Source organism: Rossellomorea aquimaris, from assembly GCF_003315075.1.
Classification (GTDB): Bacteria; Bacillota; Bacilli; order Bacillales; family Bacillaceae_B; genus Rossellomorea; species Rossellomorea aquimaris_C.
Genome location: NZ_QNRJ01000004.1, coordinates 177,391 through 202,681 on the forward strand (window position 1 = coordinate 177,391; position 25,291 = coordinate 202,681).

Annotated in this window: 27 protein-coding genes; 11 read left to right on the forward strand and 16 right to left on the reverse strand. The window is 42.9% G+C overall.

The window, feature by feature from the left end; translation table 11 throughout:
* Positions 1-23 precede the first annotated feature (23 nt).
* Together DET59_RS07330 and DET59_RS07335 are read right to left on the reverse strand one after the other, a co-directional pair.
* A complete protein-coding gene (locus tag DET59_RS07330) occupies positions 24-1,202 on the reverse strand; it encodes an acetyl-CoA C-acetyltransferase (RefSeq protein ID WP_113969031.1) in 1,179 nt (392 codons plus the stop codon).
* Positions 1,203-1,239: 37 nt separating this feature from the next.
* Positions 1,240-3,624, reverse strand: coding sequence for a 3-hydroxyacyl-CoA dehydrogenase/enoyl-CoA hydratase family protein (locus tag DET59_RS07335; protein WP_113969032.1), 2,385 nt, complete (start codon positions 3,622-3,624; stop codon positions 1,240-1,242).
* A gap of 366 nt (positions 3,625-3,990) precedes the next feature.
* Between DET59_RS07335 and DET59_RS07340 the strand changes: the two genes are divergently transcribed.
* Both DET59_RS07340 and DET59_RS07345 read left to right on the forward strand, forming a co-directional pair.
* Positions 3,991-4,128: a YuzL family protein gene (locus tag DET59_RS07340; RefSeq protein WP_113969033.1), complete on the forward strand. Its 138-nt coding sequence runs from the start codon at positions 3,991-3,993 to the stop codon at positions 4,126-4,128.
* 374 nt (positions 4,129-4,502) lie between these two features.
* Positions 4,503-5,129 carry a YczE/YyaS/YitT family protein gene (locus DET59_RS07345; RefSeq protein ID WP_113969034.1) on the forward strand — a complete coding sequence of 209 codons (627 nt, stop codon included), beginning with the start codon at positions 4,503-4,505 and terminating at the stop codon, positions 5,127-5,129.
* A gap of 93 nt (positions 5,130-5,222) precedes the next feature.
* Here DET59_RS07345 and DET59_RS07350 read toward each other — a convergent pair whose 3' ends face one another.
* The 3 genes from DET59_RS07350 to DET59_RS07360 all read right to left on the reverse strand — a co-directional run bounded on the left by DET59_RS07350 (position 5,223) and on the right by DET59_RS07360 (position 8,366).
* Positions 5,223-6,686: a potassium/proton antiporter gene (locus tag DET59_RS07350; RefSeq protein ID WP_113969035.1), complete on the reverse strand. Its 1,464-nt coding sequence runs from the start codon at positions 6,684-6,686 to the stop codon at positions 5,223-5,225.
* A gap of 161 nt (positions 6,687-6,847) precedes the next feature.
* Complete coding sequence (locus tag DET59_RS07355) at positions 6,848-7,363, reverse strand: GNAT family N-acetyltransferase (protein WP_113969036.1); 516 nt, start codon at positions 7,361-7,363, stop codon at positions 6,848-6,850.
* Positions 7,364-7,448: 85 nt separating this feature from the next.
* Positions 7,449-8,366, reverse strand: coding sequence for a proline dehydrogenase family protein (locus DET59_RS07360; RefSeq protein WP_113969037.1), 918 nt, complete (start codon positions 8,364-8,366; stop codon positions 7,449-7,451).
* A gap of 314 nt (positions 8,367-8,680) precedes the next feature.
* On the opposite strand from DET59_RS07360, the gene DET59_RS07365 reads away from it, so the two are divergent.
* Positions 8,681-8,944 (forward strand): hypothetical protein, encoded by a 264-nt coding sequence (locus DET59_RS07365; protein WP_113969038.1) that lies wholly within the window; start codon positions 8,681-8,683, stop codon positions 8,942-8,944.
* 16 nt (positions 8,945-8,960) lie between these two features.
* Positions 8,961-9,308, forward strand: a complete 348-nt coding sequence (locus DET59_RS07370) for a spore coat protein (protein WP_113969039.1) — start codon at positions 8,961-8,963, stop codon at positions 9,306-9,308.
* Positions 9,309-9,453: 145 nt separating this feature from the next.
* On the opposite strand, the gene DET59_RS07375 is transcribed toward DET59_RS07370, so the two are convergent.
* The 5 genes from DET59_RS07375 to DET59_RS07395 are packed head-to-tail and all read right to left on the reverse strand — an operon-like array spanning position 9,454 to position 13,380.
* Positions 9,454-9,720: a DUF2573 family protein gene (locus tag DET59_RS07375; RefSeq protein ID WP_113969040.1), complete on the reverse strand. Its 267-nt coding sequence runs from the start codon at positions 9,718-9,720 to the stop codon at positions 9,454-9,456.
* 25 nt (positions 9,721-9,745) lie between these two features.
* Complete coding sequence (gene fhuF / locus DET59_RS07380) at positions 9,746-10,504, reverse strand: siderophore-iron reductase FhuF (protein ID WP_113969041.1); 759 nt, start codon at positions 10,502-10,504, stop codon at positions 9,746-9,748.
* On the reverse strand, positions 10,501-11,319 hold the full coding sequence (locus tag DET59_RS07385; RefSeq protein ID WP_044338193.1) for an ABC transporter ATP-binding protein: 819 nt from the start codon (positions 11,317-11,319) through the stop codon (positions 10,501-10,503). The genes fhuF and DET59_RS07385 overlap by 4 nt, the downstream gene beginning before the upstream one ends.
* A 15-nt stretch (positions 11,320-11,334) precedes the next feature.
* Entirely contained in the window at positions 11,335-12,390 is a 1,056-nt protein-coding gene (locus DET59_RS07390; protein ID WP_113969042.1) for a FecCD family ABC transporter permease, read from the reverse strand.
* Between the two features lie 3 nt (positions 12,391-12,393).
* On the reverse strand, positions 12,394-13,380 hold the full coding sequence (locus DET59_RS07395) for a FecCD family ABC transporter permease (RefSeq protein ID WP_113969043.1): 987 nt from the start codon (positions 13,378-13,380) through the stop codon (positions 12,394-12,396).
* A gap of 232 nt (positions 13,381-13,612) precedes the next feature.
* Between DET59_RS07395 and DET59_RS07400 the strand changes: the two genes are divergently transcribed.
* From DET59_RS07400 to DET59_RS07415, 4 genes are all read left to right on the forward strand, one after another.
* Entirely contained in the window at positions 13,613-14,575 is a 963-nt protein-coding gene (locus tag DET59_RS07400) for an ABC transporter substrate-binding protein (protein ID WP_113969044.1), read from the forward strand.
* 200 nt (positions 14,576-14,775) lie between these two features.
* The gene (locus DET59_RS07405; RefSeq protein ID WP_113969045.1) at positions 14,776-16,281 is read left to right on the forward strand and encodes a spore germination protein; all 1,506 of its coding nucleotides are present in this window, start codon (positions 14,776-14,778) and stop codon (positions 16,279-16,281) included.
* A gap of 17 nt (positions 16,282-16,298) precedes the next feature.
* Positions 16,299-17,387, forward strand: coding sequence for a GerAB/ArcD/ProY family transporter (locus DET59_RS07410; protein ID WP_113969046.1), 1,089 nt, complete (start codon positions 16,299-16,301; stop codon positions 17,385-17,387).
* On the forward strand, positions 17,384-18,481 hold the full coding sequence (locus DET59_RS07415) for a Ger(x)C family spore germination protein (RefSeq protein WP_113969047.1): 1,098 nt from the start codon (positions 17,384-17,386) through the stop codon (positions 18,479-18,481). Before DET59_RS07410 ends, DET59_RS07415 begins: the two co-directional genes overlap by 4 nt.
* A gap of 44 nt (positions 18,482-18,525) precedes the next feature.
* Here the strand turns inward: DET59_RS07415 and DET59_RS07420 are convergent, their stop codons facing one another.
* Positions 18,526-19,566 (reverse strand): oxidoreductase, encoded by a 1,041-nt coding sequence (locus DET59_RS07420; protein WP_113969048.1) that lies wholly within the window; start codon positions 19,564-19,566, stop codon positions 18,526-18,528.
* A gap of 124 nt (positions 19,567-19,690) precedes the next feature.
* Here DET59_RS07420 and DET59_RS07425 point away from each other — a divergent pair, with 124 nt between their 5' ends.
* Complete coding sequence (locus DET59_RS07425) at positions 19,691-20,005, forward strand: thioredoxin family protein (RefSeq protein ID WP_113969049.1); 315 nt, start codon at positions 19,691-19,693, stop codon at positions 20,003-20,005.
* Between the two features lie 76 nt (positions 20,006-20,081).
* Here the strand turns inward: DET59_RS07425 and DET59_RS07430 are convergent, their stop codons facing one another.
* Positions 20,082-21,506: an esterase/lipase family protein gene (locus tag DET59_RS07430; RefSeq protein WP_113969050.1), complete on the reverse strand. Its 1,425-nt coding sequence runs from the start codon at positions 21,504-21,506 to the stop codon at positions 20,082-20,084.
* 172 nt (positions 21,507-21,678) lie between these two features.
* Here DET59_RS07430 and DET59_RS21600 point away from each other — a divergent pair, with 172 nt between their 5' ends.
* Positions 21,679-21,819 (forward strand): hypothetical protein, encoded by a 141-nt coding sequence (locus tag DET59_RS21600; protein ID WP_181778085.1) that lies wholly within the window; start codon positions 21,679-21,681, stop codon positions 21,817-21,819.
* Positions 21,820-21,886: 67 nt separating this feature from the next.
* Here DET59_RS21600 and DET59_RS21605 read toward each other — a convergent pair whose 3' ends face one another.
* Positions 21,887-22,042 carry a hypothetical protein gene (locus DET59_RS21605; RefSeq protein WP_181778086.1) on the reverse strand — a complete coding sequence of 52 codons (156 nt, stop codon included), beginning with the start codon at positions 22,040-22,042 and terminating at the stop codon, positions 21,887-21,889.
* A 115-nt stretch (positions 22,043-22,157) separates the two neighbouring features.
* On the opposite strand from DET59_RS21605, the gene DET59_RS07435 reads away from it, so the two are divergent.
* Complete coding sequence (locus tag DET59_RS07435) at positions 22,158-22,337, forward strand: H-type small acid-soluble spore protein (RefSeq protein ID WP_113969051.1); 180 nt, start codon at positions 22,158-22,160, stop codon at positions 22,335-22,337.
* 66 nt (positions 22,338-22,403) lie between these two features.
* Here DET59_RS07435 and DET59_RS07440 read toward each other — a convergent pair whose 3' ends face one another.
* The 3 genes from DET59_RS07440 to DET59_RS07450 all read right to left on the reverse strand — a co-directional run bounded on the left by DET59_RS07440 (position 22,404) and on the right by DET59_RS07450 (position 25,287).
* Positions 22,404-23,783 (reverse strand): alkaline phosphatase, encoded by a 1,380-nt coding sequence (locus tag DET59_RS07440; RefSeq protein ID WP_113969052.1) that lies wholly within the window; start codon positions 23,781-23,783, stop codon positions 22,404-22,406.
* A 174-nt stretch (positions 23,784-23,957) separates the two neighbouring features.
* On the reverse strand, positions 23,958-24,815 hold the full coding sequence (locus DET59_RS07445; protein WP_113969053.1) for a dimethylarginine dimethylaminohydrolase family protein: 858 nt from the start codon (positions 24,813-24,815) through the stop codon (positions 23,958-23,960).
* A gap of 187 nt (positions 24,816-25,002) precedes the next feature.
* Positions 25,003-25,287, reverse strand: coding sequence for a hypothetical protein (locus DET59_RS07450; protein ID WP_113969054.1), 285 nt, complete (start codon positions 25,285-25,287; stop codon positions 25,003-25,005).
* Positions 25,288-25,291 lie beyond the last annotated feature (4 nt).

A 25,291-nucleotide genomic window follows, 5' to 3' on the forward strand; every position in this document is an offset into this window, starting at 1 on the left:
GCATTCGAGGTCCGTCCCTCCTATTAACCTATTAATTCAAAGACGCCGGCTGCGCCCATTCCGCCGCCGATACACATGGTGACGATACCGAATTGCTGGTTTCTGCGTTTCATTTCGTGTACGAGGGAAAGGGTCAGCTTCGCACCTGTACAGCCCAGTGGATGACCAAGAGCGATGGCTCCACCGTTTACATTCACTTTTTCTTCATCTATTCCCAGCTGACGAATGACTTGGATGGACTGAGAAGCGAATGCTTCGTTCAGCTCAAAAAGTCCGATATCCGAAAGCTCCAACCCTGCCATTTTCAATGCACGTGGAATCGCTTCGACTGGACCGATCCCCATGATTTCCGGTGGCACTCCTGCTACGGCAAAACTTCTGAATTTCGCCATAGGCTGAAGACCAAGGTTTCCGGCTTTTTCCCGATCCATCACCATGACCGCTGCCGCGCCGTCACTTGTTTGCGAAGAGTTCCCTGCTGTTACAGACCCCTTTACATTGAAGGCCGGGCGTAACTTAGCCAGAACTTCCGAGCTTGTTTCAGCACGTACACCTTCGTCTTTTGAAAATTGGAATGATTTCTCGACCAGTTTATTTTCATTGCTTACAGAACGATGAAGCACATCAACCGGTACGATTTCATCGTCGAATTTCCCTTCAGCGATCGCTTTTGCCGCTTTTTGGTGACTTCTTACTGCGAATGCATCCTGATCTTCACGGGATACGCCGAACTTTCTTGCCACCTGCTCAGCTGTGTGCCCCATACTCATGTAGTATTGAGGCGCATTTTCTGCGAGCTTGGCATTTGGACGGACTACGTGACCCATCATGGGAACAAGGCTCATGGATTCAGCCCCACCTGCAATCGCCGTATCAGAGTGACCAAGCATGATTTTTTCTGCCGCATAAGCAATGGATTGCAATCCCGATGAACAATAACGGTTAATCGTGATGGCCGGTACTGAATCAGGCAGGCCCGCAAGACCACCGATATTTCTTGCCATGTTTAACCCTTGTTCTGCTTCAGGCATCGCGCATCCGATGATCAGATCATCAATATTGCCTTCATAGTTTCCTGCACGTTTGAGGGTTTCTTTAACTACAAGTGCCCCAAGATCATCTGGTCGAACCTGTGCTAATGATCCTTTTCTTGATTTTCCGACTGGTGTTCTTGCACCAGCAACAATGACTGCTTCGCGCATGAAATTCCCCCGCTTTCTAATATGATATAAACGCTGATTAATTGCGTAATGGTTTTCCTTTAACAAGCATGTGCTGCATTCTTTGCTGTGATTTCGGCTGTGCAACAAGACTCAGGAATGCTTCTCTTTCAAGATCCAACAGGTATTGTTCGTCTACTTCTGTGCCGTATGGAACTTTTCCGCCTGCGATCACATAAGCAAGCTTTTTCGCAATCATCAGATCATGTTCTGAAATAAAGCCTGATTGGATCATGGATTGAGCTCCAAGAAGAAGGGTTGCATATCCCGGTTCACCCACAACGGGTACTTTCTTGCGGATCGGAGCTGAGTATCCACCTTCGTACAGGCTCAGTGCAGCCTGCTTTGCATCGTATAACAGATGATCACTGTTGACACTTACTCCATCTGCTTTATTTAAGAAGTTGTTGTCTCTTGCTTCATCACCAGAAGTGGAAACCTTCGCCATAGCAATCGTTTCGAATACTTTATTGGCTACTTTTTGAAGATCGAATTCCACTCCATTTGGAAGGTTCGCTAAGTGCTTCATATAAAGCTCTTTGTTTCCGCCTCCTCCAGGTATCAATCCAACACCGACTTCCACTAAGCCCATATACGTTTCCATTGAAGCCTGGATGTGTGCCGCAGGTAAGCAGACTTCGCTCCCTCCGCCTAACGTCATGCCGAATGGTGCGGCTACAACTGGTTTCTTTGAAAATTTGATCTTCATCATCGCCTGCTGGAAGTGTTTGACGACCATATCGATTTCAAAGACGTTGTCATCCTGCGCTTCCATGAGAATCATGGCCAGGTTCGCTCCAACACAGAAGTTCTTGCCCTGGTTTCCGATGACGAGTCCTTTGTAATTCTTCTCCACTTCATCCACTGCAAAATTGATCATTTGCGTAATATCCATTCCAATGGCGTTATTTGGGGAATGGAATTCAAGAAGCGCGATGCCGTCACCGATGTCGATCAGGCTGGCTCCGGAATTCTTTTTGATAAGCTTTCCTGAGTTCTTCAGCGCCTTTAAGTCAATCGCCTTCGGGTTACGTTCTACAAGTCGATAGTCGCCATTGTGATAGAAGTAACGCTCACCATTTTCTTCTTTATAGAATGTGGAGTTGCCTTCTGAAAGCATCGTCTCCACCCACTGTGGTACAGTTCGACCTTCTTCCTTCATACGGGTTACTGATTTCTCAACTCCAATGGCATCCCACGTTTCAAATGGTCCCATTTCCCATCCGAAGCCCCATTTCATGGCTTGGTCGATGCCCACGATGTCATCTGCAATTTCACCATGCAGCTCGGCTGAATACGTTAAGACCGGAGACACGATATTCCACAGCAGTGACCCTGCCTGATCTTTTGCATAAACAAGCGATTTGACTTTATTTTTTAAACCTTTTTCATTTTTCGCCATTTCAAGAGAAGCGGTTTTCAGCTTTTGACGTGGCTGATAATCCATTGTTTCAGGATTAAGCTCCAGGATCTCTTTTCCTTGTTTCAGAAAGAATCCCTGTCCGCTCTTGCTTCCGAGCCAGCCATTTTCAAGCATCTTCTGCATGAAGGCCGGTACTTCAAATACCTTCTGCTCTTCACCTTCCACTTGGTCGTACACATTCTTCGCAACATGGGCGAATGTATCAAGTCCGACCACATCAAGTGTACGGAAAGTGGCACTTTTCGGTCTTCCGATCGTTGGTCCCGTGATGGAATCAACTTCTCCTACTGAGTAGCCGCCTTTCAACATTTCTTGAACAGTGATGAGCAATCCATACGTTCCGATGCGGTTTGCAATGAAGTTTGGCGTATCTTTAGCCATCACGACACCCTTACCAAGCATGTCTTCACCAAATGTCTTCATGAAACTGACTACTTCCGGATCCGTCTTCTTCGTTGGAATCACTTCAAGAAGCTTTAAGTAACGAGGCGGATTGAAGAAATGCGTGCCTAAGAAATTCTTTTGGAAATCTTCGCTTCGTCCTTCTGACATGGCCTCGATTGAAATCCCGGATGTATTGGAACTGATGGTGCTACCCGGTTTACGATAGCGCTCCACTTGCTCGAACACTTTCTTCTTGATATCTAAATTCTCGACGACCACTTCAATCACCCAGTCACAATCCCCGATATTCTGAAGATCATCCTCGAAGTTACCTGCTGTAATTAGTGAAGCGTTTTGCTTTGATGTCAATGGCGCCGGTTTTTGTTTGAAGAGCTTTTTTAAAGCGTTTTCACTAAATTGATTACGAAACGCCTTGCTCTCTTCTGTCAATCCCTTTGCTTTATGTTCGTCGGTCAATTCTCTTGGTACGATATCTAATAACATTGTCGGGATGCCGATATTTGCAAGATGAGCGGCAATTCCTGAACCCATGACTCCTGATCCTAACACTGCGGCTTTCTGAATTCTACGAACCAATGGTATTTCCCCCTTTTACACACTTTGAATGAATACTCATTCATTTTTTACTCAAAAAAAAGACTCGAATGAGTTCCTGTTACATCTAATATATCTGATTTTCTAAAATATCGCAATATTTAAACGGTTAAAAAATCATAAATTCACAAAAAATTCTCTTTTGTTTCCTGAGTAAGTATATAGGCGTTCGTCCGGATTAACATATTCAAATACACCTGCATTCGTGATAAAAGGTTTTGGAAGAAATTCTTCTCTACTACAATATATGAAACAAGCCGTTCATTTGCCATCACTTTTTTGAGGGACGGACCTTCTTTTTCATAATTCTATATGGATAAGGGAATCTTAGTAATGGAGGTGTTCGATATGGCAAAGCATAAGAAAAATCCTTCAAAAGCTGGAGTTAGTGCGGCAAGTGTGAAGGGTGACGCTGGACCTACCGTTGATATGGATGGCGGAGGCAAAAGAAACAGTCAAAACAATCAATTTAAGAAGCAACCATAGTATGTAAGGAAGAAAAGCACCTGATTTTTTTGATTGGGTGCTTTTTTTCGTGGAGTTGATGTGGCCGTTAATTGGTTTTATCAACCGTTATCCGGATTTATCGACCGTTGTTTCATTTTTTTAACCGACATTTCAATATATCGACCGTTCGTCAAAATTCGCTCTACACTCACACTCTAACATCCCCAACAACCCTCCCCAATCTTTTCCCCACCCATACAAAAATTAACTTTGCCTTGTCCCCACTTTTACAGTAAACTAAGAATATAAATTTGAAGTTGTCAGACCTCCTACTTTATCAACATCACCTAAGGTAGCTCGTCTGTTTTTTAAAGTACTGTAATGATAACGTTTACAGAGAAGGAGACTATTTAATGAAGCGCAGACTTATGTTTTTTACAATTGGACTTTTTATTTTGACGATGGGGGTTGCCTTGATTATTAAATCCGGTTTGGGTGCCTCTGCCTGGGATGCCCTGGCCGTTGGGGAATCGAATATGTTTGGGATTACGGTGGGAACCGCTGTTTTCATAAATGGGATTGTATTGATCGGACTTAATGCTCTTATTATGAAGAAGAAGCCTGATGTACTGGCTGCGGGAAGTATTCTTGTGATCGGTCTTTTGATTGATTTTTGGTTACTGGTTGTCTTTACTAATTATGCCCCTGAGATGCCGATGAATCAGGTGTTTACCCTTGCTTCAGGGATTTTGACAATGGGAATCGGGATTGCGATTTACTTACAGGCCAAATTCCCGGCAAGCCCGATGGATACACTTATGGTGGCCATCCATACGCGTTTCGGGTTAAATCTTCGTAATTCCCGTATCATCAGTGAAGGATTTGCTCTGTCACTGGCATTCCTGTTTAAGGGTGATATTGGAATCGGCACAATCATTGTCACGCTCCTATTAGGATTCGTGGTTCAATATAGCTTCCCGATCTTCGAACAGCTCTTTGAAAGAAAATCAATGGGTAAAGCAGCCGTTCCTGCTGATTAATCAATTAAAAAAGCAATCTTCCTAGTGGGAGATTGCTTTTTATTTTGTGTCATCCTGAATGAGGGGACTCGTGCCAGGCTCCAATTGCTCTGTTTACGTGGAACTTAATCCCCCTTTAGAATTCAAGAGCTCATTGATACGCTTTCTCTGACTCTTATTTGCAAGCACATAGAGTGTATCGCCCGCATTGATGACGGTATCTCCCATTGGGGTGATAAGTTCATTGTTTCGGATAACGGCTGAAATCAATGTTTTCTCGGGGAGACTGATGTCCTTGATCGCCTTGTTTGTAATATAGGCATCGTCGTTAATGAGAATTTCGAGCATTTCATTGTTTGTTTTACCAATTGAAACGAGTTCTATGCTGTGAGCGATAGGGGGTCTTTCTTCTCCGGCAAGCTTAAGGTAGTTGGCTAAAGGTGATATCGTCGTTCCTTGAATCAGGGCGGATAGAAGAACAACGAAAAACACGACGTTGAAGATGACTTCATTGTTTTCGATATTGGCTACCATTGGATACGTTGCCAATACGATGGGTACCGCGCCTTTCAAACCGGCCCATGAGATGAAGAACTTTTCTTTAACCGTGAAGTTCTTTGCCAGGGCTAGGCTTAAATAGACTCCCAGTGGTCGCGCTACTACAATCAATAGAATCGAGAGAACAATACCTTGCCACGCAATGCTTGGCAAATGCTGAGGGAATACCAACAAGCCCAGGAGGATAAACATGACGATTTGCATCATCCAGGCAAATCCTTCATTAAAGCGGACAATCGAATGACGATAGGTCAATTCCTGATTTCCGACTACGATCGCCATGATATAGACAGCTAATAGACCGCTCGCTTCCAGTATGCTCGTAAAGGCGTAAGTAAAGATAGCCAGTGAAATGGACAGAACCGGGTATAATCCGGATGAATCGAGATTGATGCGATTGATGATCCACACAGATGCCCATCCAAGCGCCAGTCCAAGTACCAGCCCCATACCCATTTGCCAAAAAAAGCTTAAAATCAAGGTAGCAGGATTTAATCCTGGAAATTGGATCAATTGCAAAAAAGCTACCGTCAAAAAGATTGCCATTGGGTCGTTACTGCCTGATTCTGCTTCCAGTGTAGAAGAGATTTTCGGTTTGATGTTTTTGTTCCCTAAAACGGAGAAAACCGCTGCAGCGTCCGTTGAACCAACGATTGCCCCAAATAACATCCCTTCCAGCCAGCTCACATCCAGGATGAACTTTGCTGCCACCCCAATCGAAAGTGTGGTCACAATGACTCCAATGGTTGCCAGTGATAATGAAGGTTTATAGACACTTTTCACATTGCTCCATTTCGTTTGAAGTCCACCTTCAAACAGGATGATGATCAAAGCAAGTGTTCCGATGAATTGTGTCATTGGAGCATTATCGAAGAAGAAATATGTATTTAATACCATTCCAACGATGATAAATAAAATAAGTGAGGGGACGCCTAATCGTGTGGAGAACTTAGCGGTTACAACACCGACTAAAAGCAAGAGGCCAAGCAGTAAAGTCAAGTTATCAATGGTGATGTCCATTTTATCGCCTCTTATCTCATGAAGATTATTCCCTTTTATTATATAATATTGTGAATTACGTAACAATTAAAAAGCCTTGCTGCGCCTATTATCGAAACATCTGTAAGTATAAACGCATGAACTCCCTTTCTCTCAACTTCTGTTCGGAAAGGGAGCGAGACTCAACCATTCCTCTTTTTTCTGCTTAAGGTTTTACCCATGATGATATATTCATGGGGGACATTCGGAAAGAATCCATCACGAAGGATTTTCCAGTCTTGGGAATGATAAAAGTCGATGGCTGATTGATTATCCTTGCGGGTCGTAAGAAGTGCTCTTTCCTCTCTTCTATTCTGCAATAATATTCCCATCAGTCGTTTAGCCATACCTTTTCCTCTGTAAGCGGGATGAACGCCAAGTTCGACCAGCTCCATGCAATTCTCCATCCATTCACGATCCCGCTGTAAATGACGGGACAAGAGCTCGTGGTAATATTGCCCTTTTTCAGAGGAATATCCATACACATACCCAACGACTTCCTCACCCACAATAGCGAGATATCCTTCAAAATGCGGGTACGTAGAATGACGCTTAAACTGTTGCTCCATGCCGGCAGGATCCACCTCAAAGAGCTGACAATAAAGCTTGATCATTTTCTTGAAATACTTTCCTTCCACGTGAAACGGGACAATTTTCATTGTTCCCTAACCTCCTTCCCATGATGACGAATATACAAATAAGACTCCATGAACATCCATAGAGTCTTATTACTATCTATTATCATTATTTCTTCATGACCCCTTTTAGAACAAAGGCGACATTGGCCGGTCTTTCAGCCAGTCTTCTCATGAAGTAACCGTACCAGTCCGTACCATATGGGACGTAAACCCGCATTTTGTAGCCTTCTTTGACCAGCTCATGCTGGCGTTCCACACGGATACCGAAAAGCATTTGAAACTCGAATTGATCACGCGGGATCTTATATTCTTCCACGAGCCTCTTCGTATATTCGATCATCTCATCATCATGGGTGGCGATAGCCGTATAATTCCCATTTAACAGATGAGTTTTAATGATTTTTTTGAAATTATCGTCAACATCCTTCTTATCGGGAAACGCAACTTCAGGTGACTCTTTGTAAGCCCCTTTCACAAGACGCAGATTGGGGGAATACGCATTCAAATCATCGATATCCTTTTCTGTTCTATATAAATAGGCTTGAATGACCGTGCCGATATTATCATATTCGGACTTCAGCCGCGTAAAGATATCAATCGTCTTTCCACAACGGGAGTAGTCTTCCATATCAATGGTCACAAATACGTTCTGTTTAGTTGCTTCATCAAGAATCAATCTCATATTCTTCATGACAACCTCTTCAGAAATATCCAGTCCCATTGAAGTCATTTTAAGGGATAGTTGAGATTTAAGGTTCTCTCTCCCGATCGCACGAATCGCCTCTACGCATTCAAGGGCCATTTCGTTTGCTTCACGCTCATTGTCCACAAACTCACCCAAATAGTCGATTGTTACAACAAGATTCTGACTATTCAGCTCGCGAATAACCTCAACTGCCTGCAGGATGGAAGACCCTGCAACGAATCGACCGGCACCAAAGCGCAGGCCATATTTCTTAGCAAGTTTTGTCATCGGCTTATTTTTTGAAAGGAATAAAAAGAAATTACGCATTGCTTGCTCCATGTTGCTTACCCCCTGAAAAAACATATATACCATACTATGAAACCGTTTTCTTTATTGCTAAAAAAGAGAAGGTTCATACGTAGTATATCTACCAATATTTTATCACCTTTTAAACGTTTTGAATATACTTTCAATACTTTCTTAGTAGAATATTATCGAAATTTGTAAATACGTGAATAAGACTGTTGAATAGTAGGAAAAATAACCTTTGCCCTATGATGATAGAACTTTCTTAACGGGTCGTATACAGGGTGAAATTACCTATCGATCATACAAAGAAAGGGTATTTAAAGATTGAAAAGGAGGAAAAGAAAATGCAACAACAACCTCAACAAGGAAGCCAGCCCCAAGCCTATACGGAACCACCGCAGATGCTTACAACGAAAGATTCTTTATATTTAAATGACATGCTTGCTTGGAACCTTAATGCCATGAAGAAGTGCCATTTTGCAGCAGCTCACTGTCAGGATACCGAGATTAAAGCTGAGTTGGATAAATGCGGCCAGATGCACCAACGTCACTATCAACAACTTTTAGCACATTTGAATACGACTAACCAAAACCAAAACATGATGTAGAAAGGAGTCCTCTTACATGAATCAGCAGAATCAGCAAAACATCCAGAACCCGCAATCACAAGTACCCGAAACACCACAGATGAATGATCGAGACTTTATCACGGATGTGCTGTCTCACGAGAAATACATGACTGCTTCTTATTGTACAGCTCTGAACGAAGCGAGCCATCAAGCGCTATACCAGGATCTACTCACGATTTTTAATGAAACACAAAATGCTCAACGCGAGCTATACAATGAAATGTTCCGCAAAGGCTGGTATAAGCTTGAGGCGGCCGACAGTCAAAAGATTCAACAATCCTATCAGCAGCACCAGCAGTACTCTTCTCAATTCCCTTATGGATATGGCGGTCAGGTTCAATAATTGGCCAATTGGAGGCAGACTTGGGTCTGCCTTTTTTTATTTCACAAACTCGCTTAAAGTCACCCTCTGCCTCCCCGTCTTAGACAAATCCAATAAAAAAAGCACCCTCTCAAACAAAAAAGGGCACTTTTCACATTAAAAACTTTTACTCTTCATTCTTTTTCCCATTCATTTCCGCGCGATGGGCTTCATTCATTTCTTTGATCTCGCCGACGATCCGTTTCATCTCATCCTTGCCTTCAGGATATAACGAATTCCAATGCTTCACGAGTGCAGGCATATTTTTCGCAATGAATGAGTAAAGAGCGTATCGGGTGACCATTTCTTTCTTGTCCGAATCGGCCTCACCTACCAAGAGCTCAGTGTACTTTTCGATCAATGCATCAAATTGTTCGGGAAATTCTTTCATTATCTTAAACCTCCTTGTGAATATTGAACTATGTCCTTTTCACTCGACAGGTTTGCGGACACGTTTTACAGCGATACTGCTCCCCATTTTCCAGTCTATAGGAGAAGCAGCACGTTTTGCGAACACGAACGTTTTCCGTTACACCTTCTACATTTACTTTTCCACTATAGTAACGGGTCAATGGATTTTTGTGATACCGTCCGAACCATTGGCTGTTTTCATCGGAAAGCAGCTGGCGGAATTGTTCGTCACGCTGCTCTCTCATTCCTTCAGTCAAAAGAAAATCATCATTCTCGAAAATCCAGAAAACATATACGGCGATATTTTCCCACAGTATAAGATTAGATAACTTTGTCGCTTTCTTTAACGACTGAATCACTCCATCAAGATGATCCCGAAAGATCGTCTGAATAAATTCCTCCTTTTCCCAGTCGGAATTAAATTCAGTAACGGATGCATCTTTCACATAAAACTGAGGCATCCATAATCCATTCTTGTCCCCATCCACCAGGATAAGGTTTTCAGGGTGGAGGTTTAATTTCTTATTCCAATACGTCATTGCCATTAATCCCATTGCCGCTATGAAAGCATAACGTTTCATGAATAAGGACGCTGCTACTTTAAGATCATCTGTTCCGATTGACGAAAGCCTGTTGGATAAATAAGCTTTCATGTCATTCTCCCCTAAGAAAGAACTTGCTTCTTCCCCTTTAGAAGCAGGATCCCACTCTCTATGAAAACGATATTTCTTAAGAGTGTCCCACTGTTCCTGGGTGAGGGCATTCATCCCGTCTCACCGACAGCATTCAGAATGCAGCGGCCTTTACCAAACGGGATGCATAGAGGCGTTCCGAACAATGGATCCCGGGAAACCTGGCAATCCATATCAAATACATTCTTCACCAGCTCACAGCTAATCACATCTTCAGGCTTCCCTTGGGCATAAATTTGCTTATCACGGATGGCGACAATATTATGGGCGTAGCGACAGGCTAAATTCAGATCGTGCAGGACCATGACGATGGTTCGCTGCTCTTTCTCGTTGAGTTCGAATAATAAATCAAGAATCTCAATTTGGTGCGTCATATCGAGATAGGTAGTCGGTTCATCCAACAGAATGATGTCTGTGTCTTGTGCTAAAGTCAGCGCGATCCAGGCACGCTGTCTCTGCCCCCCGGAGAGTTCATCCACTTTCCGGTGCTGCAGTTCCTCCATCTTCGTTGCCTTCAGTGCGTCCTGAACAATTTCCTCATCCTTATGGGACCACTGTTTGAGCCAGGTCTGGTGAGGATACCGACCTTGCTTTACCAGCTGCAGGACGGTCAATCCCTCAGGAGCCGTTGGCGATTGAGGTAGAATGGCCATTTTGCGAGCGACTTCTTTCGTTGATAAACGAGAGATTGCTTCCCCATCCAACAGAACCGAACCTTGTTTCGGCTTAAGTAATCTGGCAATGGAACGAAGAAGAGTGGATTTACCGCAGCCATTCCCGCCGATAAAGACAGAAATCTCCCCTTTTGGAATATCAATATTTAGTTCATCAATGATCGTTCGTTCCCCGTAAGATAGAGTTAAATCCTTCGTTTGTAAAATGTCACTCATTAATGGCCAACTCCTTTAAGAATTTCTTGTTTTAAATAATAGATAGATAAAATAAGGGGCTCCGATCGCTGCAGTAAATACTCCGGCCGGAACTTCCAGGGGCAGGAATAGAGTTCTGCCGATCAGATCTGCCACCATCACGAGAATTCCACCTATAAATGCGGCAGTCGGAAGTAACGCACCGAAAGATGATCCTACCATTCTTCTTGCCATATGAGGGGCCATCAAACCTACAAAGCCAATTCCCCCTGCAAAGGCAACCGCTCCACCTACTAAAGCCGTTGACATCAATAGAAGCAAAAAGCGTTGTCTCTGAACGTTCCCTCCAACACTTGTAGCGATTTCTTCCCCAAGTTCCTGAATATTTAATTGGCGGGTTATAAAGAAGCTTAGCAGGATAAAGACCAGGCTCCACGGAAGCAGGATCCATACGTCCTGCCAATCCGATCCGTTCACGGTACCCGTTATCCAAATGTTTGCCTGACTGGCTCTATATATAGGGCCGAGTATCATAAGAAGTGTTGTCAAAGCTTGTGTCAGAGCTGAAATACCGATTCCAATCAAGACGAATCTGACAGGAGATACCCCTTTTCGCCACGCTAAGAAATAGACTAAAAAGGCAATGACTGCTGCCCCTGTAAAGGCAGCAACAGGAAGCCATTTAATGCTGACCATCAAGGTATTATCATCGTTGCTGAAAACGGTCAGAAAAGCGACCACAGCCGCTCCTGCTCCCCCAGTAATCCCGATGATGTCGGGAGATGCCAAAGGATTTCGGATCATCCCCTGTAAAATCCCACCGGCAACGGCCAATGCCATCCCGGCGAGCAGAGCAATGATGATCCGCGGAAGTCGAAAAGACGTAACCACAAGCTGCTCTAAGCTTGTTCCGCCTCCAAAGAAGACGCTTACGACCTTCCATGGTGCTATTTTCAAGTCACCTATTCCCGTACTCATAATAAGGATGAGGACAGTGATGACGCCTAATATCATGATTTTCTTCATTGCCGATATATCAACAAGCATAGAAACCCGGTCCTGAAGCCAGCGTTTCCCCATAAATCTATTCATCGGTTAAAACCCCTTCCTTGCAACGTACACGAAGAATGGTGCACCAATAATGGCTGTCATGACACCAACCGGCACCTCCTGGGGCATGATGATGTATCGGGCTCCAATGTCAGCGGCCAATAGCAAAATCGCTCCGAGCAATCCTGAGTAAGGGATCAACCAGCGATGATCCACCCCGATGATTTTTCTCGCAAGATGGGGGATGACAATCCCGACAAAGCCTATGGGTCCTGCAATGGCTACGGAACCTCCAGCCAGCAGCACAACCACAAGTAAGGCGATAAATTTAATCAGAGCTGTTTTAAGTCCCAACCCCTTGGCAACATCTTCTCCCATGGCAAGTATATTCATTTTTCCTGCTAACATGAGCGCAAGGATCCAGCCTGCCACAATATAAGGAAAGACCCCGGTTAAAATGTCCAGGCTTCTTCCTTGAACAGATCCTGCAAGCCAGAACAATACCTGCTCTAACGCCGCTTCATTCAGTACAAGCAATCCCTGTGTGAATGAGGAGAACATCGCCGTGATGGCAGCACCTGCCAACGTCAGCTTCATGGGAGTCAACCCGTTATTCCCAACGGAGCTGATGACATACACTCCGACGGCAGCAAGACCCGCTCCCAGAAATGCGAGCCATGTAAAGGATTGAAGATTGGTTACACCAAATAACGTAACCGCCACTACCACCATAAAAGCACCACCGGCATTGATCCCGAAAATGCCGGGAGATGCTAACGGATTCTTGGTCAAGGTTTGCATCAGGACACCTGAAATGGCGAGGGATGCCCCTACGGTCGCAGCAATAAGCGCCCGGGGTAACCGGATCGTCTGGAGTACAATATGTTCAGTCGAACCATCGGGATTGGTGAACGCTTCAATCGCTACCCTCCACGACGTATCGGTATACCCGTATACAATGCTGATTCCAATACACAATAGGAGAAAGAAAATGGTTCCTATATACAGAATAAGTTGTTTTTGAATTTTCATTATGTGTTAACCTTTCTAATCCATATGAACATTCCATAAGGAAAGGAAAATCAATTGTCATTTCACGTTCAGTCCTTCTCCTACTATTTTAAAGAAGAATGAAACAACCGTCAATGACTTTGAAAATCATTATCATTTAGGTATTGACAATGAAAGCTTTCTCACCTATTATGAAAAGTGTAATTGATAATCATTATCACCCACAAACTATTTTTCAGGAGGATTTATACATATGAAATTAAGAAATTTATTATATTTATTACTCATCGCTTCTCTTCTATTTCTAGCTGCATGCGGTAATAAAGAAGAAGAAAAAGACGGTTCTGGAAGTAGCGATAAGAAAGAAGAAACCTATACAGTGGAACACGCAATGGGTACGACTGAAATCGAAGGAACTCCTAAGAAGGTTGTCATCCTTACAAATGAAGGAACAGAGGCTCTTCTCTCTATGGGTGTGACCCCTGTTGGTGCCGTACAATCCTGGACAGGCGATCCATGGTACGATCATATTGCCGACGACATGAAAGATGTTGAAGTAGTCGGAACTGAAAGCGAATTAAACATGGAAGCCATTGCTAAACTTCAACCGGACCTTATTATCGGGAACAAAATGCGTCAAGAGGAACAATACAATCAGCTGAAAGACATCGCTCCAACGGTGATGGCAGAAACATTACGCGGGAACTGGAAAGAAAACTTTGAATTATACGCTAAAGCGGTAAACAAAGAAGAAAAAGGCGAGGAAGTATTAGCCCAGTATGACCAGCGGATTGAATATCTTAAAGGGAAACTTGGAGACAAACTTAACCAGGAAGTTTCTATGGTCCGCTTTTTAGCAGGTGACGTACGCATTTACCATAAAGATTCATTCTCAGGTGTGATCCTGGATCAATTAGGATTTGCCCGTCCTGAAGGTCAGGATGTTGACGACTTTGCTGAAAAAGGTGTAACGAAAGAGCGAATCCCGGCGATGGATGGAGATGTGTTATTCTACTTCACCTATGAAACGGGTGATGGAGAAGCGAACAAGCTTGCCGAAGAGTGGCTCAACGATCCTCTATTCCAAAACCTTGAAGTGGCAAAACAAGATAAAGTGTATGAAGTAAGCGATGCTATTTGGAACACTGCCGGTGGCGTCATGGCAGCAAATGCGATGCTTGATGATATCGAGAAGTTTTTCCTGGAGAAGGAATAACGACATGAGACTGGAAAAGGGATATTCCTTTTCCAGTCTTTTTTTATTTCATTCCCAATCTTAATAAATCCACAACGAACTCATTCCCTCTTTTCATTGGGGACCTTAACGTTTTTTCCCACTTCCCCATCCTTTTTCATAATTCTCCTATTTTCGGTAACACTATTGGATAGACCATACATCGAACATGAGGGATTAGTATGTTTCCATTCTTTAAGAACAAGAAAAACACCGATAACACGAAGAAAAAACAGACCTATGAAAACTTCAAGCAGGAAGCTGAGAAATCGGCTGACTATAAACAAGCCTTTTATCAGAATCCTCATACAGGGGCCAAGTTCAGTCTGCACTTCATTACCACCCTGATTGATGGGAAAATCCTGCAGGAGGATGTTCTTCCCTCCTTACTTTCAAAAGATTTTCATTCATTTGATGATTTAAAGACGTTGGTTCCTGTCCTGGATATAGAAATATCCAAAGATGAAGCACAAATTGAACAAAAGCTTTTTAACGGATATACCTTGTTAACGATGGATGCCTCCAACCGGAAATTTGCCTTCATCGCTACGAAAAATGAAATGGGGAGAAAGGTTTCCCAACCGGAAGTGGAATTCAGTGTGGTTGGACCAAAAGAAGCCTTTGTGGAATCTCTCAGTGACAACCTGAATCTCCTCCGCAAACGTCTTCCTATTAAAGAACTATTAGTGGAAGAATTCAATATTGGGAAAATGACTCACACAAGAGTCGCTTTAGTCTATCTGGATGGATTAGTGGATGAAGCCAATGTGAATACGATGCGGCAGCGTTTACGAGCCGTGGATTTTGATCAAATCATGGATAGTTCGTTTATTGAACAGCTCATTGCCGATAATAGCAATTCCCCTTTCCCCCAGCTTTTGGATTCAGAACGACCCGATCGAGTCGCTTCTGTACTGGTGGAGGGGAAGGTGGCCGTGATGGTGGATGGATCGCCACACGCATTGATAGGGCCCACGACTCTTGTTGAGTTCTTTAATGCCTATGAGGATTATTTCTTGAATTTCTCGATCGCCTCTTTCCTCCGTCTGGTGCGTGTTTTTGCAGTTGCGTTTTCGATTTTGATTACACCGATTTATGTTGCTGCGCTGACGTATCATTATGAACTCATACCAAAGGATCTTATGGCCACTCTTGTAACATCCAGACAAGAGATCCCTTTGCCACCTATATTAGAAGCGTTATTCCTAGAGTTGACGATTGAATTATTGCGTGAGGCAGGAGCCCGCCTACCGACAAAAGTCGGGCAAACCATCGGTATCGTGGGAGGGATTGTAATCGGGACCGCTTCCGTTGAGGCCGGGATTACGAGTAACGTCCTGCTCATATTAGTTGCCCTTGCTGCGCTTGCTTCCTTTACGACTCCCGTGTACCGCATGGGTAATACGATCCGTTTGCTCCGATTCCCCTTCTTGTTGTTCGCACAACTTTGGGGATTATTAGGAATCGTTTTCTGTTTCTGTTTGCTTATGGGACATTTATTACAATTAACCTCCCTGGGGAGACCGTTCCTTGAGCCGCTCTATCCACCGAGAATGAAGGACCTGAAAGACGCCCTGATCCGGTTCCCATTTAGTAAACAAGCAGGACGTCCGGAATATTTAAGAACGAAGAAACCATACAGATTCCATCCATCTGAAGCAAAGAAAAAGCTGGATATAGACGAATAAAGGTTGGAGGTGATCAGATGCAGGCCATTCCAGATAGAAGAAAAATATCCCCTTTCCTGGTGTTCTTTCTCATACACTCCATTCAAGTCGGGGCAGGTGTACTGGGGTTTCAACGAATCATTTCCATGAATGCGGGTTATGATGGCTGGATTTCTGTCATCCTCGCAGGTATTGTTACTCATGTTCTCATGTTCGTTATGTACCTTATTTTAGAAAAATCCGGAGGGGACCTTGTATCTGCTCATACTTTGGTTTTCGGAAAGTGGATTGGGAATATATTCAATTTATTATTCGCCCTCTATTTCAGTTTGCTGGTGATAACGATCATGAGGACGTATATCGAGGTATTGCAAGTATGGATGTATCCGCGTTTAAGTACGTTTATGTTTGCACTGTTCTTCTTAATCCTTGTCTACTATATCGTGAATGGTGGAGTCCGAACCATTGCAGGTACCGCTTTTTTTGGAACTGTACTACCCAGTTATCTGATCTTGACCTTTGCGTTTACATTTAAATACGCAGATTTCCGAAACATCTTGCCGGTATTTGATCACACCATCAAGGATATCTTGATTTCCACCAAAAATATGTCACTTACTTATCTGGGATACGAAGCCATACTTATGCTCTATCCATATATTAAAGAAGCGAAAAAGTCGCAAAAATATGCTCATTGGGCGCTGTTTACAACCACGACCATATATACCTTAATCGCCATCATTTCATTTGCATTTTTCAGTCAAAAGCAATTAGAAAAGACCGTGTGGGCCACTCTTTCCATGTGGAAAATCGTTGAAATGCCCTTTGTGGAACGCTTTGAATATATCGGTATCGCCAATTGGTGCTTAGTGATTCTGCCAAACGTGTGCATCGCTATCTGGTGCGCCAGCAGGACCATTAAACGCATGACTCCTTTAAGACATCGTCATGCATTGATCATTATTTGTATTCTCTGTCTATGCACCTTAACGTTTATCACTGATCGTAAACAGGTTAATTTCCTGAATACGATCTCAGGACAAATCGGTTTCTATTTCAACTTTTTTTACATACCTGCCCTCTTAGTACTGGTGACTATCATGAAGAAGGTGAGACAAAAACAATGAAACAACTTTCCTTGATCATTTTACTCATTTGTTCTCTATTCCTATCGGGATGCGTCGAAAAGGAGATTCTCGACGATTTATATGTTGAAACCGGAAAAGCCTATGATTATGTAGGGGAGAATAAGATAAGAGGGACAGCTCTGTTCCCCATTTACTTATCTGATAAATCCATCCAAAATGGAACGCTGTCTGCAGAAGCATCATCCACGCGGGAAGTGCTCGAGAAATTAGAAAGAAGGGCACAACAGCCCCTTGTAAGAGGAAGCTTGGATGTCGTGCTGATAGGAGAAAAACTGGCAAAGAAAGGAATCATCGATATCGGAGATTCCCTGCAAAGAGACGCCAGTGTTGGCGCAAGGCTATATGTAACGGTAGTCGAAGGAGATGCGGGTGAACTGATCAAAGGAAATTATGGGCTAAGGGGGAATGGAACGTATATTTCTAACCTGATTACACACAACATTACCCGCAGAGAATTACCGGAAACAAATTTACATTTATTTCTATTTACTTATTTCCAAGAAGGACAAACAGCCTATCTCCCTATATTGAAGCAGCTTTCTAATGAAAGTCTAGCGATTTCAGGTGTGGCTCTCTTCGATAAAGACAAAATGGTCAAGAAGATTCCTTCTGAAGATATGTTTTTCTTTAAACTATTAGTGGATAAACTGGCTGAAGGAAGCCATGTCATTAAAATGGGGAAAAAGCCTGGAGCTGCAGAAGGAACGGTTGAGGCTTCTGTAACGAGTCTGATTTCAAAACACAAAATTATCATCAAACATAAAGCTGATCCTGTTGAAGTGACTATGAGAATCAAGATCCGGGGAATTGTAAGAGAGTATACCGGAAAGAAATTAACACCTGATAAAGTGGGAGAAGTTGAGAAAAAAATGGAAAAGGATATCGAGGAGAAATGCTTAGCCATGCTGAAGGAGTTTCAGGAATTAGGCATCGACCCTGTTGGCATCGGTCAATATCAAAAGCACGGGGTACGTGGATTTGATTTTAAAGAATGGAAAGAAAGCATTTATCCCCGTGTAAATTTCAATGTCGACGCAAAAGTTCAGATCTTAGAAGCTGGTACGGTAGAATAGCATCTATATAGAAGGGCTCCCCGATTGTGGGGAGCCCTTCTACTCTATTTCAATTGAATAACACATTTGCTCTCTGCACTTTCTTTACATGCTTCAATGATTTTTATCACGTGCAAAGCATCCTCTGGTTTTACCGGAAGTGGTTTATTTCCCCTTAAGCTTCCATGTACGCCCAGATAGAATTGGGTATAATCCCCCTTTTCAGAAGGAATGACTTCTGAAGTCACTTCATCCCCGGATATGGTTGTCAGTGTACCCCAGTTTTCTTCATCTTCCACTCCCCACTCTTCATCAAGGGGGTTTCTCCCTGCTTTCAGATCATCTTCCTGACGATCCATTCCGTGCTTCACGTAGCTTCCTTTCAATCCATGAACCTGATAGCGCGGTCCTGGATCAAGGACAATGGAACGCGAGTACAATTGTACTCTCAGTACGTCATACCCAAGTGTAATGTGGAAATAGTCTTCCGCTTTTTCCGGGTTTCTTTGCGGGAACACATCCGCCTGCACCCATTGTGGTGTACCAAACAGAGTGAGTGCTTGATCGAGAAGGTGAGATCCCAAATCATATAACACTCCGGCTCCTTCGATTTTATTTTCTTTCCAACGGTCTTTAATAGTCGGACGAAAACGATCGAAGTGGGCTTCATATGTATAGATTTGTCCTAAAGCTTCTTCTTCAAGTAACTTTTGGATGGTTAAAAAATCGGCATCCCATCGTCGGTTGTGGAAGACAGAAAGATGCAAGCCTCTCTCTTTCGCTAGAGCTATCAGCTCTTCCCCTTCCACACTATTCGTCACAAACGGCTTCTCTACCACGACATGTTTATCAGCTAGTAAAGCCTGCTTAATCATGGAATAGTGAAGGTGGTTCGGTGTGGTGATCACCACTAATTCAATGTCTTGTTGAAGTAAACCTTCAAGGGACGACACCACTGTTGCACCCTCCATGTCTTTCAGTACTTTCTCTTCATCAGATGAAAGCACCGCTTCGATATGAAACTCCTCCAAATGAGAAAGTAACGGTCGATGAAAACTTTGTCCAGAAAATCCATATCCTACTAATCCAACTTTAATCGGTTGCATAATGTCACCTTTTTCCTTCAATATGTATTCCCATATTATCATGTGCAAGTTCAAACGAAAAATGATTCGTTTTACAAATGATCGGTTGTTTGTATAAAATAATGAAAAAAGGGAGGTTAACAACATGCAAGCAATTAAAAACAAAGAAACCTTTGAAGACCTGATCACTTCGGCAGAGCCGGTGATTGTGAAATTCCACGCAGACTGGTGTCCCGACTGCCGTCGTATGGATATGTTCATTGATGAGATCATGGAAAAGTTCGGTCAATATAAATGGTACGACATCAATAAAGACGAATTTCCTGAAATCGCCGAAAAATATGACGTCATGGGTATCCCAAGCCTGCTTGTCTACAAAAACGGCGAAAAAATCGCGCACCTGCACAGCGCCAACGCCAAAACACCAGAACAAGTAACAGAATTCCTAAGCGCTCTATAACCCAAAGGTCCGTCCCCGTTTATGCAGAGGGACGGACCTTGTTTTTAACCTTCATGATGAATGTCACTTCAAACATTTAATAGACATTCCCCTTTCCATCCACATAAACCGTTTGAATCATCGTTCTCTGAAATTCGTTTCCTTCCTGGGTTTCCCCTTCTATATCGATGGTGATGTTATGGACTCCTTCTTCAAATTCAGCAAGTGGCAGTGAAGATAGATCTTCAGTTGTAATGAGGGTGGTTTGGTTTTTGTTACCGCTCTTCCTTGGGATATGGTGAATGGTATATGTTTTCTTCACAGGTTTGTCGTGTACATTCCATGAACCCATTAAAGATTCTCCATCCACCGCCAACTGACTCCACTCCTTACTAACCCCTTTCTGAAACAGAATGGTCAGCATGTATTTTTCACTTTGACAATTATGCGCCCTCATTTCCCACTGTCCCAAAAGGGGCTTGGAAACGATCATGGAATGATGATAAGCGCCAGGGAAAAAGCCTGTCGCATCTTCCGTAACCATGAACTGTTTATACACTTGCCCGTTCGGACTTATGAGCTCATAGCTGGTATCCTGTTGATCACTGATCCAGTCCACCGAGATTTTCTCTACCTCTTCCTCGACAGAAAACTTCTCCACTCCAATGCCCATAAATGCCCCTCCTCTATGGAGGACCGATGTTTCTCCCTCTTGTCCAAGCTCGCTCACGGCAGCATAGGAAACCTCTTGCACCTCTTCTGTTAAGAGATCCTTCAAATAAGGGAAAATCTCCCCGCCTTCTTTTATCGTCGTATGAGACCAGTCTTGGACCCGCACCTCACCCCCATAAGGAAGGCGTGAACTTGTTACCAGAACCGCTCCATCACTTTGTCCGAATCGGCTCAAGTATAGCCCGCCCCAAAACAGTTCAGAATTCACCCCTCCCCATCCTGTACCACCGAATGTATAGAATGGGGTGGCTCTGGCAAGTTCAAGTTCATCCGTCTCGGAACGGAAAGATTTCATATATCCCGTTTGCAGGGAAAACACGGCATTATTTTTACTGTTTAAAGCATCGGTCAACCAGCCGGCCCATTTACTATAGGCAAGGTCTGCAAGCTCTGATCCATGATGAGGGGACGAAAGAGTGATGACCCTCTCTACATAGGGTCCGGCACCATAATGAACCAATGCTGTTTGAATATCGATTCCTCCTTTACTATGGCCCACAACCACTACCTTCCTCTTAAAATAGTCGTAAATCTCACGAAGCTTCCCCGCTAAAAGCTGCCCATTTGTCCACATATCTTCAACTGGATGCAAATCGATAAAAACTGCTTGGTGCCCAAATTTACGCGTGTATTCCAATAAATCATTTTCTCGTATCCACGTGTCTGAAGAGGTATGAATCCCATGAATGAATAAAATCGGATAGCCTTTCATCCCAACTGCATCTTCATCTACAAACCATTTTCCAGGTGTACCATACGAATTCTGATCTCTAAACATTTGTTCTTGCAATAGGCTTACCTCCCTTTAGAAAGACTTTCTTATCTTCATTATCGTTCAGAGGGAAATATATTTCATTAATGTTGTTAAATACAGGAAAAAAGGCATATATTCTTAGAATTTGTATAACTCTTCTTCCCTTTTCAAAAACTAAGAGTGATTAAAATAAACGGGAGGAATTCTAATGACAAAGAAGTACAACAAAGGCAGCGAAAACCAAAATTCACCTAAGCGTGGAACGACTGAATTTGCTACTGAGATCACAAGTGGAGACAATAGTAAGGGGAATAAACATAATAAAGACCAACGTAATAAAACGAAATAACAAAAAACCTGCCTGATAGATTATCGGGCAGGTTTTTGTCATAGATAAATAAATTCAGCTGGTACTCTTACTCATCATCACCAGTAATCCTCACCGCGGCCGTATTATTTTGAATATACGTTGGGGGTGCCGGATCAACTTCTTTTTCATTACTTCCATAAAATCTTTCATTCAATTCCATGTTTGCTTCTGTAGTGGATGTCCTTTCATCCTGCTTCTTCATGTTATCACCCTTTCGCTATTAGCGTATCGGATTTCAAATGAAATATACGCTCATTTTTCTCATAAAAGAGGACAAACTAACCTATGGAATATAAACGATAAGGAGGAAATGAAAGATGGATTCTAACCGTGTAAAACAGATTTTATCTTCTTCAGCTGATATTGAAGTGAAATATAAAGAGGCGTCCGTATGGATTGACTCTGTTCATGAAGATGGAAAAACAGCCGTTGTTCATCTTCGCGGACCATTGGAAGAACGTTCTGAAGTAAGTGTTTCAGATTTAGAAGAAGCATAAACGGAGAAAAGACCATGCAGTCCACCTCAGGAAAGAGGGGTATGCATGGTCTCATCTATAGTAAGCTTATTTTTCGTCTTTGATCTTCCCTTTATTCTTCAATAATTCAAAGATCATTTTCGCTTGATCTGTGTTATCGATCATGCCGGCGAATTTCTCTTTTTGTGGACCAAATGCATACACAGGAACGTCATCTCCTGTATGTCCATCCGTTGTCCATCCAGTCCCTGAACGCTTGTCGAAAATTTTCTCGATGGCATTATCGATTTCGGTTTGATCGCCTTTTTCTGCTGCTTTTTTCACAGAAGCGATTTCCTCTTCCGTCAGCTCAAGATCGATATTTTCAGCTAATGTTTCTTCCACTGAAGCACCATTTACGATTTGTTCTGCCATAAAGTCAGGCGTGCGTTTTGCAGCTTGAATCGGTGCCGGATCCCAATTATATTCACCGTCTGCACCAATCGAGATTCCCCCTGTAGAATGGTCTGCTGTAACCACTACCAATGTTTCACCATTTTCTTTCGCGAAATCTCTTACTTCTTCAAGTGCCATCTCAAAGTCTCTCATTTCACTCATAGCCCCGACAACATCATTGTCATGACCAGCCCAGTCGATTTGACTGCCTTCCACCATCAGGAAGAAGCCATCCTTGTCACCTTTTAAGCGGTCGAGTGCAGAAGTCGTCATATCCGCTAAGCTTGGCTGTTCTTCATCACGGTCGATCATCTTGTCCATTCCTACTTCAGAGAAAAGACCAAGAACTTGTTTGTTGTCGTCATTTTTCAGTTCTTCAGCGGATTTCACATAGCTGTATCCATCCTTTTGAAACTGCTCGGCAAGATTTCGGTCATCACGTTCGAAGAAGTCCGTCCCTCCGCCCAGCATGACGTCAATCTTATGTTCACCGTTAATCATTTCATCATAATAGTCATCCGCAATCGCATCTTCGCTTTTACGCTGCTCTTCATGGGCTCCATAAGATGCCGGAGTCGCATGGGTGATTTGAGATGTAGCCACGATACCTGTAGACATACCGTTTTCTTTCGCCTGCTCTAATACCGTTTTAACATCTGTTTTATCATTATCGACTGCTATCGCATTATTGTAAGTTTTGACTCCACCGCTCATCGCCGTAGCAGCTGCTGCTGAGTCTGTTACGTTTTCTTTCTCATCCTCTGGATAAGTGGATTGTAATCCGACAAGGTAAGGATCGAATGCCGTTTTTTCCATCTCCACTGTTTCCGGATTGTCGTTCATATAACGAAGAGCCGTTGTGTAAGGAACGCCCATTCCATCACCGATCATGAAGATGACATTCTTTGCTTTGCCGTTCTTGGAATCCTTCGCTTGTGCTTCTGTGTTGTCTTGATTCATTCCTATTACACTTCCAAGAGCTAATGTTGACACAACCGCTAACGGAAGAATTTTCTTCATTGATTTCTTCATTTACCCTACCTCCTATAATTTCGACTACATATGTAGAATAAAGGGGAAATATGAAGAACCATTTGCAAAAAGAAGACAGGAGTGTAAAGCTTCTGTAAAAAGAAGAAAAACAGGTATAAAGTCACCTGTTTTTCTTTAATGAAACAATTTAGTTCATATCCAATAAGATCTCCACTACTCTCTAATCAGAGGAAGCGTACAGCAGCGGAATGATCCGCCTGACTTGATGATTTCGGATAAATCCAGTTCGATCACGTCAAAACCTTTCGATCTGATTCGTGCATTCAAATCTTGATTTTGTGTAAGACTGATGATTTTCCCATCACCGATTGCTAATACATTTGGGCCCATTTGGAATTGCTCATCATCCGTTACAGTGATGATATTGTAATGCGACTTGATCTTCTCAAGATCCTCTTTTGAAAAGGCCGGTGGATACACAAGGGCCCACTCCTCTGAAATGATCGTAAATACACAATCTAAATGAAGGATCTCTTCTTTTAAAGGCAATTCATGAACAGTAAATTGGGGGAGCTGATTTCGTAACGATTGGACGGCCAATTGGTTCGTCCGTCCACTCACTCCGATCCAAATATTCTGCTCATCAACGAGCACATCCCCTCCTTCAATGGAATGGAGAAGTTCATGATAAGGCACTTCATTCGTTTCCAGCCAATTCTTCAACGTTTTCACTTCTCCTCGCCTGACATCGGTATTCATTGATGCAACGAAGAACTGATCATGAATCGTGAAACCGATGTCCCTTGTGAAGACTTGTTCATTGAACTCTGGTGATGGTTGCAGGTGAATGACCTCTGAACCATTTTTCTCTAACGTATCAACAAAGTGTTTATGCTGCAGAACCGCTTTATCTATATTGATATTTTCCTTCAGGAAATGCTTTTGAGTCTCATTTATGATTTCATTTATTTGCATATTTTCAGGTGAAACAACGACCACTTTCTTTAACTTTCCATACTCATTGGAACAATAGGTTTTTTGATTTGGAACCAACGGGGAATTTAAACTCATCTTGATACCCTCCATTTGTCTACTCTTAAAAACTGCTTTTCCCTGTTATTATGATAATAAAACTTCCTTTTTATAAGTTATGCTGGAGAAGCCTTAACAGGGACGACGGGCATCATGGGTTTAAGAAATAAGGGCTTTTGTCCAATCCCCCAAAAAAAGGACTCCCAGGAGTCCTTTTTGAAATGCATTATTGTTCTTCAGAGGCTTTATCGTCCTTATCCACCTCATCATCATTCAGTGTCTCATCAGAAGGATCTTCATTGAGCATACCTTCATTATCTTCTTCATCCGCTTTATCTTCATTCATAGTTTCTTCGTTTACTGATCCTTCATCCATGTTGCCTTCTTCTTGAGAAGTGTCCTGCTGTTCTACATTATTGTCTTCCTCTTCGGCACCTTCTTCGTTTCCACAACCGGCTAAAACCAGTCCTGCACTCAGCGGTAAAGTTAGTAATAAATTTCGTACCTTCATTAAT

Coding starts and splice junctions, on each gene's coding strand:
- DET59_RS07355 (WP_113969036.1), bottom strand. CDS start 7,363: ATGAAAATTGTCCCGTTTCACGTGGAAGGAAAGTATTTCAAGAAAATG.
- DET59_RS07390 (WP_113969042.1), bottom strand. CDS start 12,390: ATGAATAGATTTATGGGGAAACGCTGGCTTCAGGACCGGGTTTCTATG.
- DET59_RS07400 (WP_113969044.1), top strand. CDS start 13,613: ATGAAATTAAGAAATTTATTATATTTATTACTCATCGCTTCTCTTCTA.
- DET59_RS07440 (WP_113969052.1), bottom strand. CDS start 23,783: ATGAAGAAATCAATGAAGAAAATTCTTCCGTTAGCGGTTGTGTCAACA.
- DET59_RS21600 (WP_181778085.1), top strand. CDS start 21,679: ATGACAAAGAAGTACAACAAAGGCAGCGAAAACCAAAATTCACCTAAG.
- DET59_RS07425 (WP_113969049.1), top strand. CDS start 19,691: ATGCAAGCAATTAAAAACAAAGAAACCTTTGAAGACCTGATCACTTCG.
- DET59_RS07405 (WP_113969045.1), top strand. CDS start 14,776: ATGTTTCCATTCTTTAAGAACAAGAAAAACACCGATAACACGAAGAAA.
- DET59_RS07340 (WP_113969033.1), top strand. CDS start 3,991: ATGGCAAAGCATAAGAAAAATCCTTCAAAAGCTGGAGTTAGTGCGGCA.
- DET59_RS07330 (WP_113969031.1), bottom strand. CDS start 1,202: ATGCGCGAAGCAGTCATTGTTGCTGGTGCAAGAACACCAGTCGGAAAA.
- DET59_RS07385 (WP_044338193.1), bottom strand. CDS start 11,319: ATGAGTGACATTTTACAAACGAAGGATTTAACTCTATCTTACGGGGAA.
- DET59_RS21605 (WP_181778086.1), bottom strand. CDS start 22,042: ATGAAGAAGCAGGATGAAAGGACATCCACTACAGAAGCAAACATGGAA.
- DET59_RS07415 (WP_113969047.1), top strand. CDS start 17,384: ATGAAACAACTTTCCTTGATCATTTTACTCATTTGTTCTCTATTCCTA.
- DET59_RS07365 (WP_113969038.1), top strand. CDS start 8,681: ATGCAACAACAACCTCAACAAGGAAGCCAGCCCCAAGCCTATACGGAA.
- fhuF (WP_113969041.1), bottom strand. CDS start 10,504: ATGAATGCCCTCACCCAGGAACAGTGGGACACTCTTAAGAAATATCGT.
- DET59_RS07395 (WP_113969043.1), bottom strand. CDS start 13,380: ATGAAAATTCAAAAACAACTTATTCTGTATATAGGAACCATTTTCTTT.
- DET59_RS07370 (WP_113969039.1), top strand. CDS start 8,961: ATGAATCAGCAGAATCAGCAAAACATCCAGAACCCGCAATCACAAGTA.
- DET59_RS07435 (WP_113969051.1), top strand. CDS start 22,158: ATGGATTCTAACCGTGTAAAACAGATTTTATCTTCTTCAGCTGATATT.
- DET59_RS07360 (WP_113969037.1), bottom strand. CDS start 8,366: ATGGAGCAAGCAATGCGTAATTTCTTTTTATTCCTTTCAAAAAATAAG.
- DET59_RS07345 (WP_113969034.1), top strand. CDS start 4,503: ATGAAGCGCAGACTTATGTTTTTTACAATTGGACTTTTTATTTTGACG.
- DET59_RS07420 (WP_113969048.1), bottom strand. CDS start 19,566: ATGCAACCGATTAAAGTTGGATTAGTAGGATATGGATTTTCTGGACAA.
- DET59_RS07445 (WP_113969053.1), bottom strand. CDS start 24,815: ATGAGTTTAAATTCCCCGTTGGTTCCAAATCAAAAAACCTATTGTTCC.
- DET59_RS07450 (WP_113969054.1), bottom strand. CDS start 25,287: ATGAAGGTACGAAATTTATTACTAACTTTACCGCTGAGTGCAGGACTG.
- DET59_RS07410 (WP_113969046.1), top strand. CDS start 16,299: ATGCAGGCCATTCCAGATAGAAGAAAAATATCCCCTTTCCTGGTGTTC.
- DET59_RS07350 (WP_113969035.1), bottom strand. CDS start 6,686: ATGGACATCACCATTGATAACTTGACTTTACTGCTTGGCCTCTTGCTT.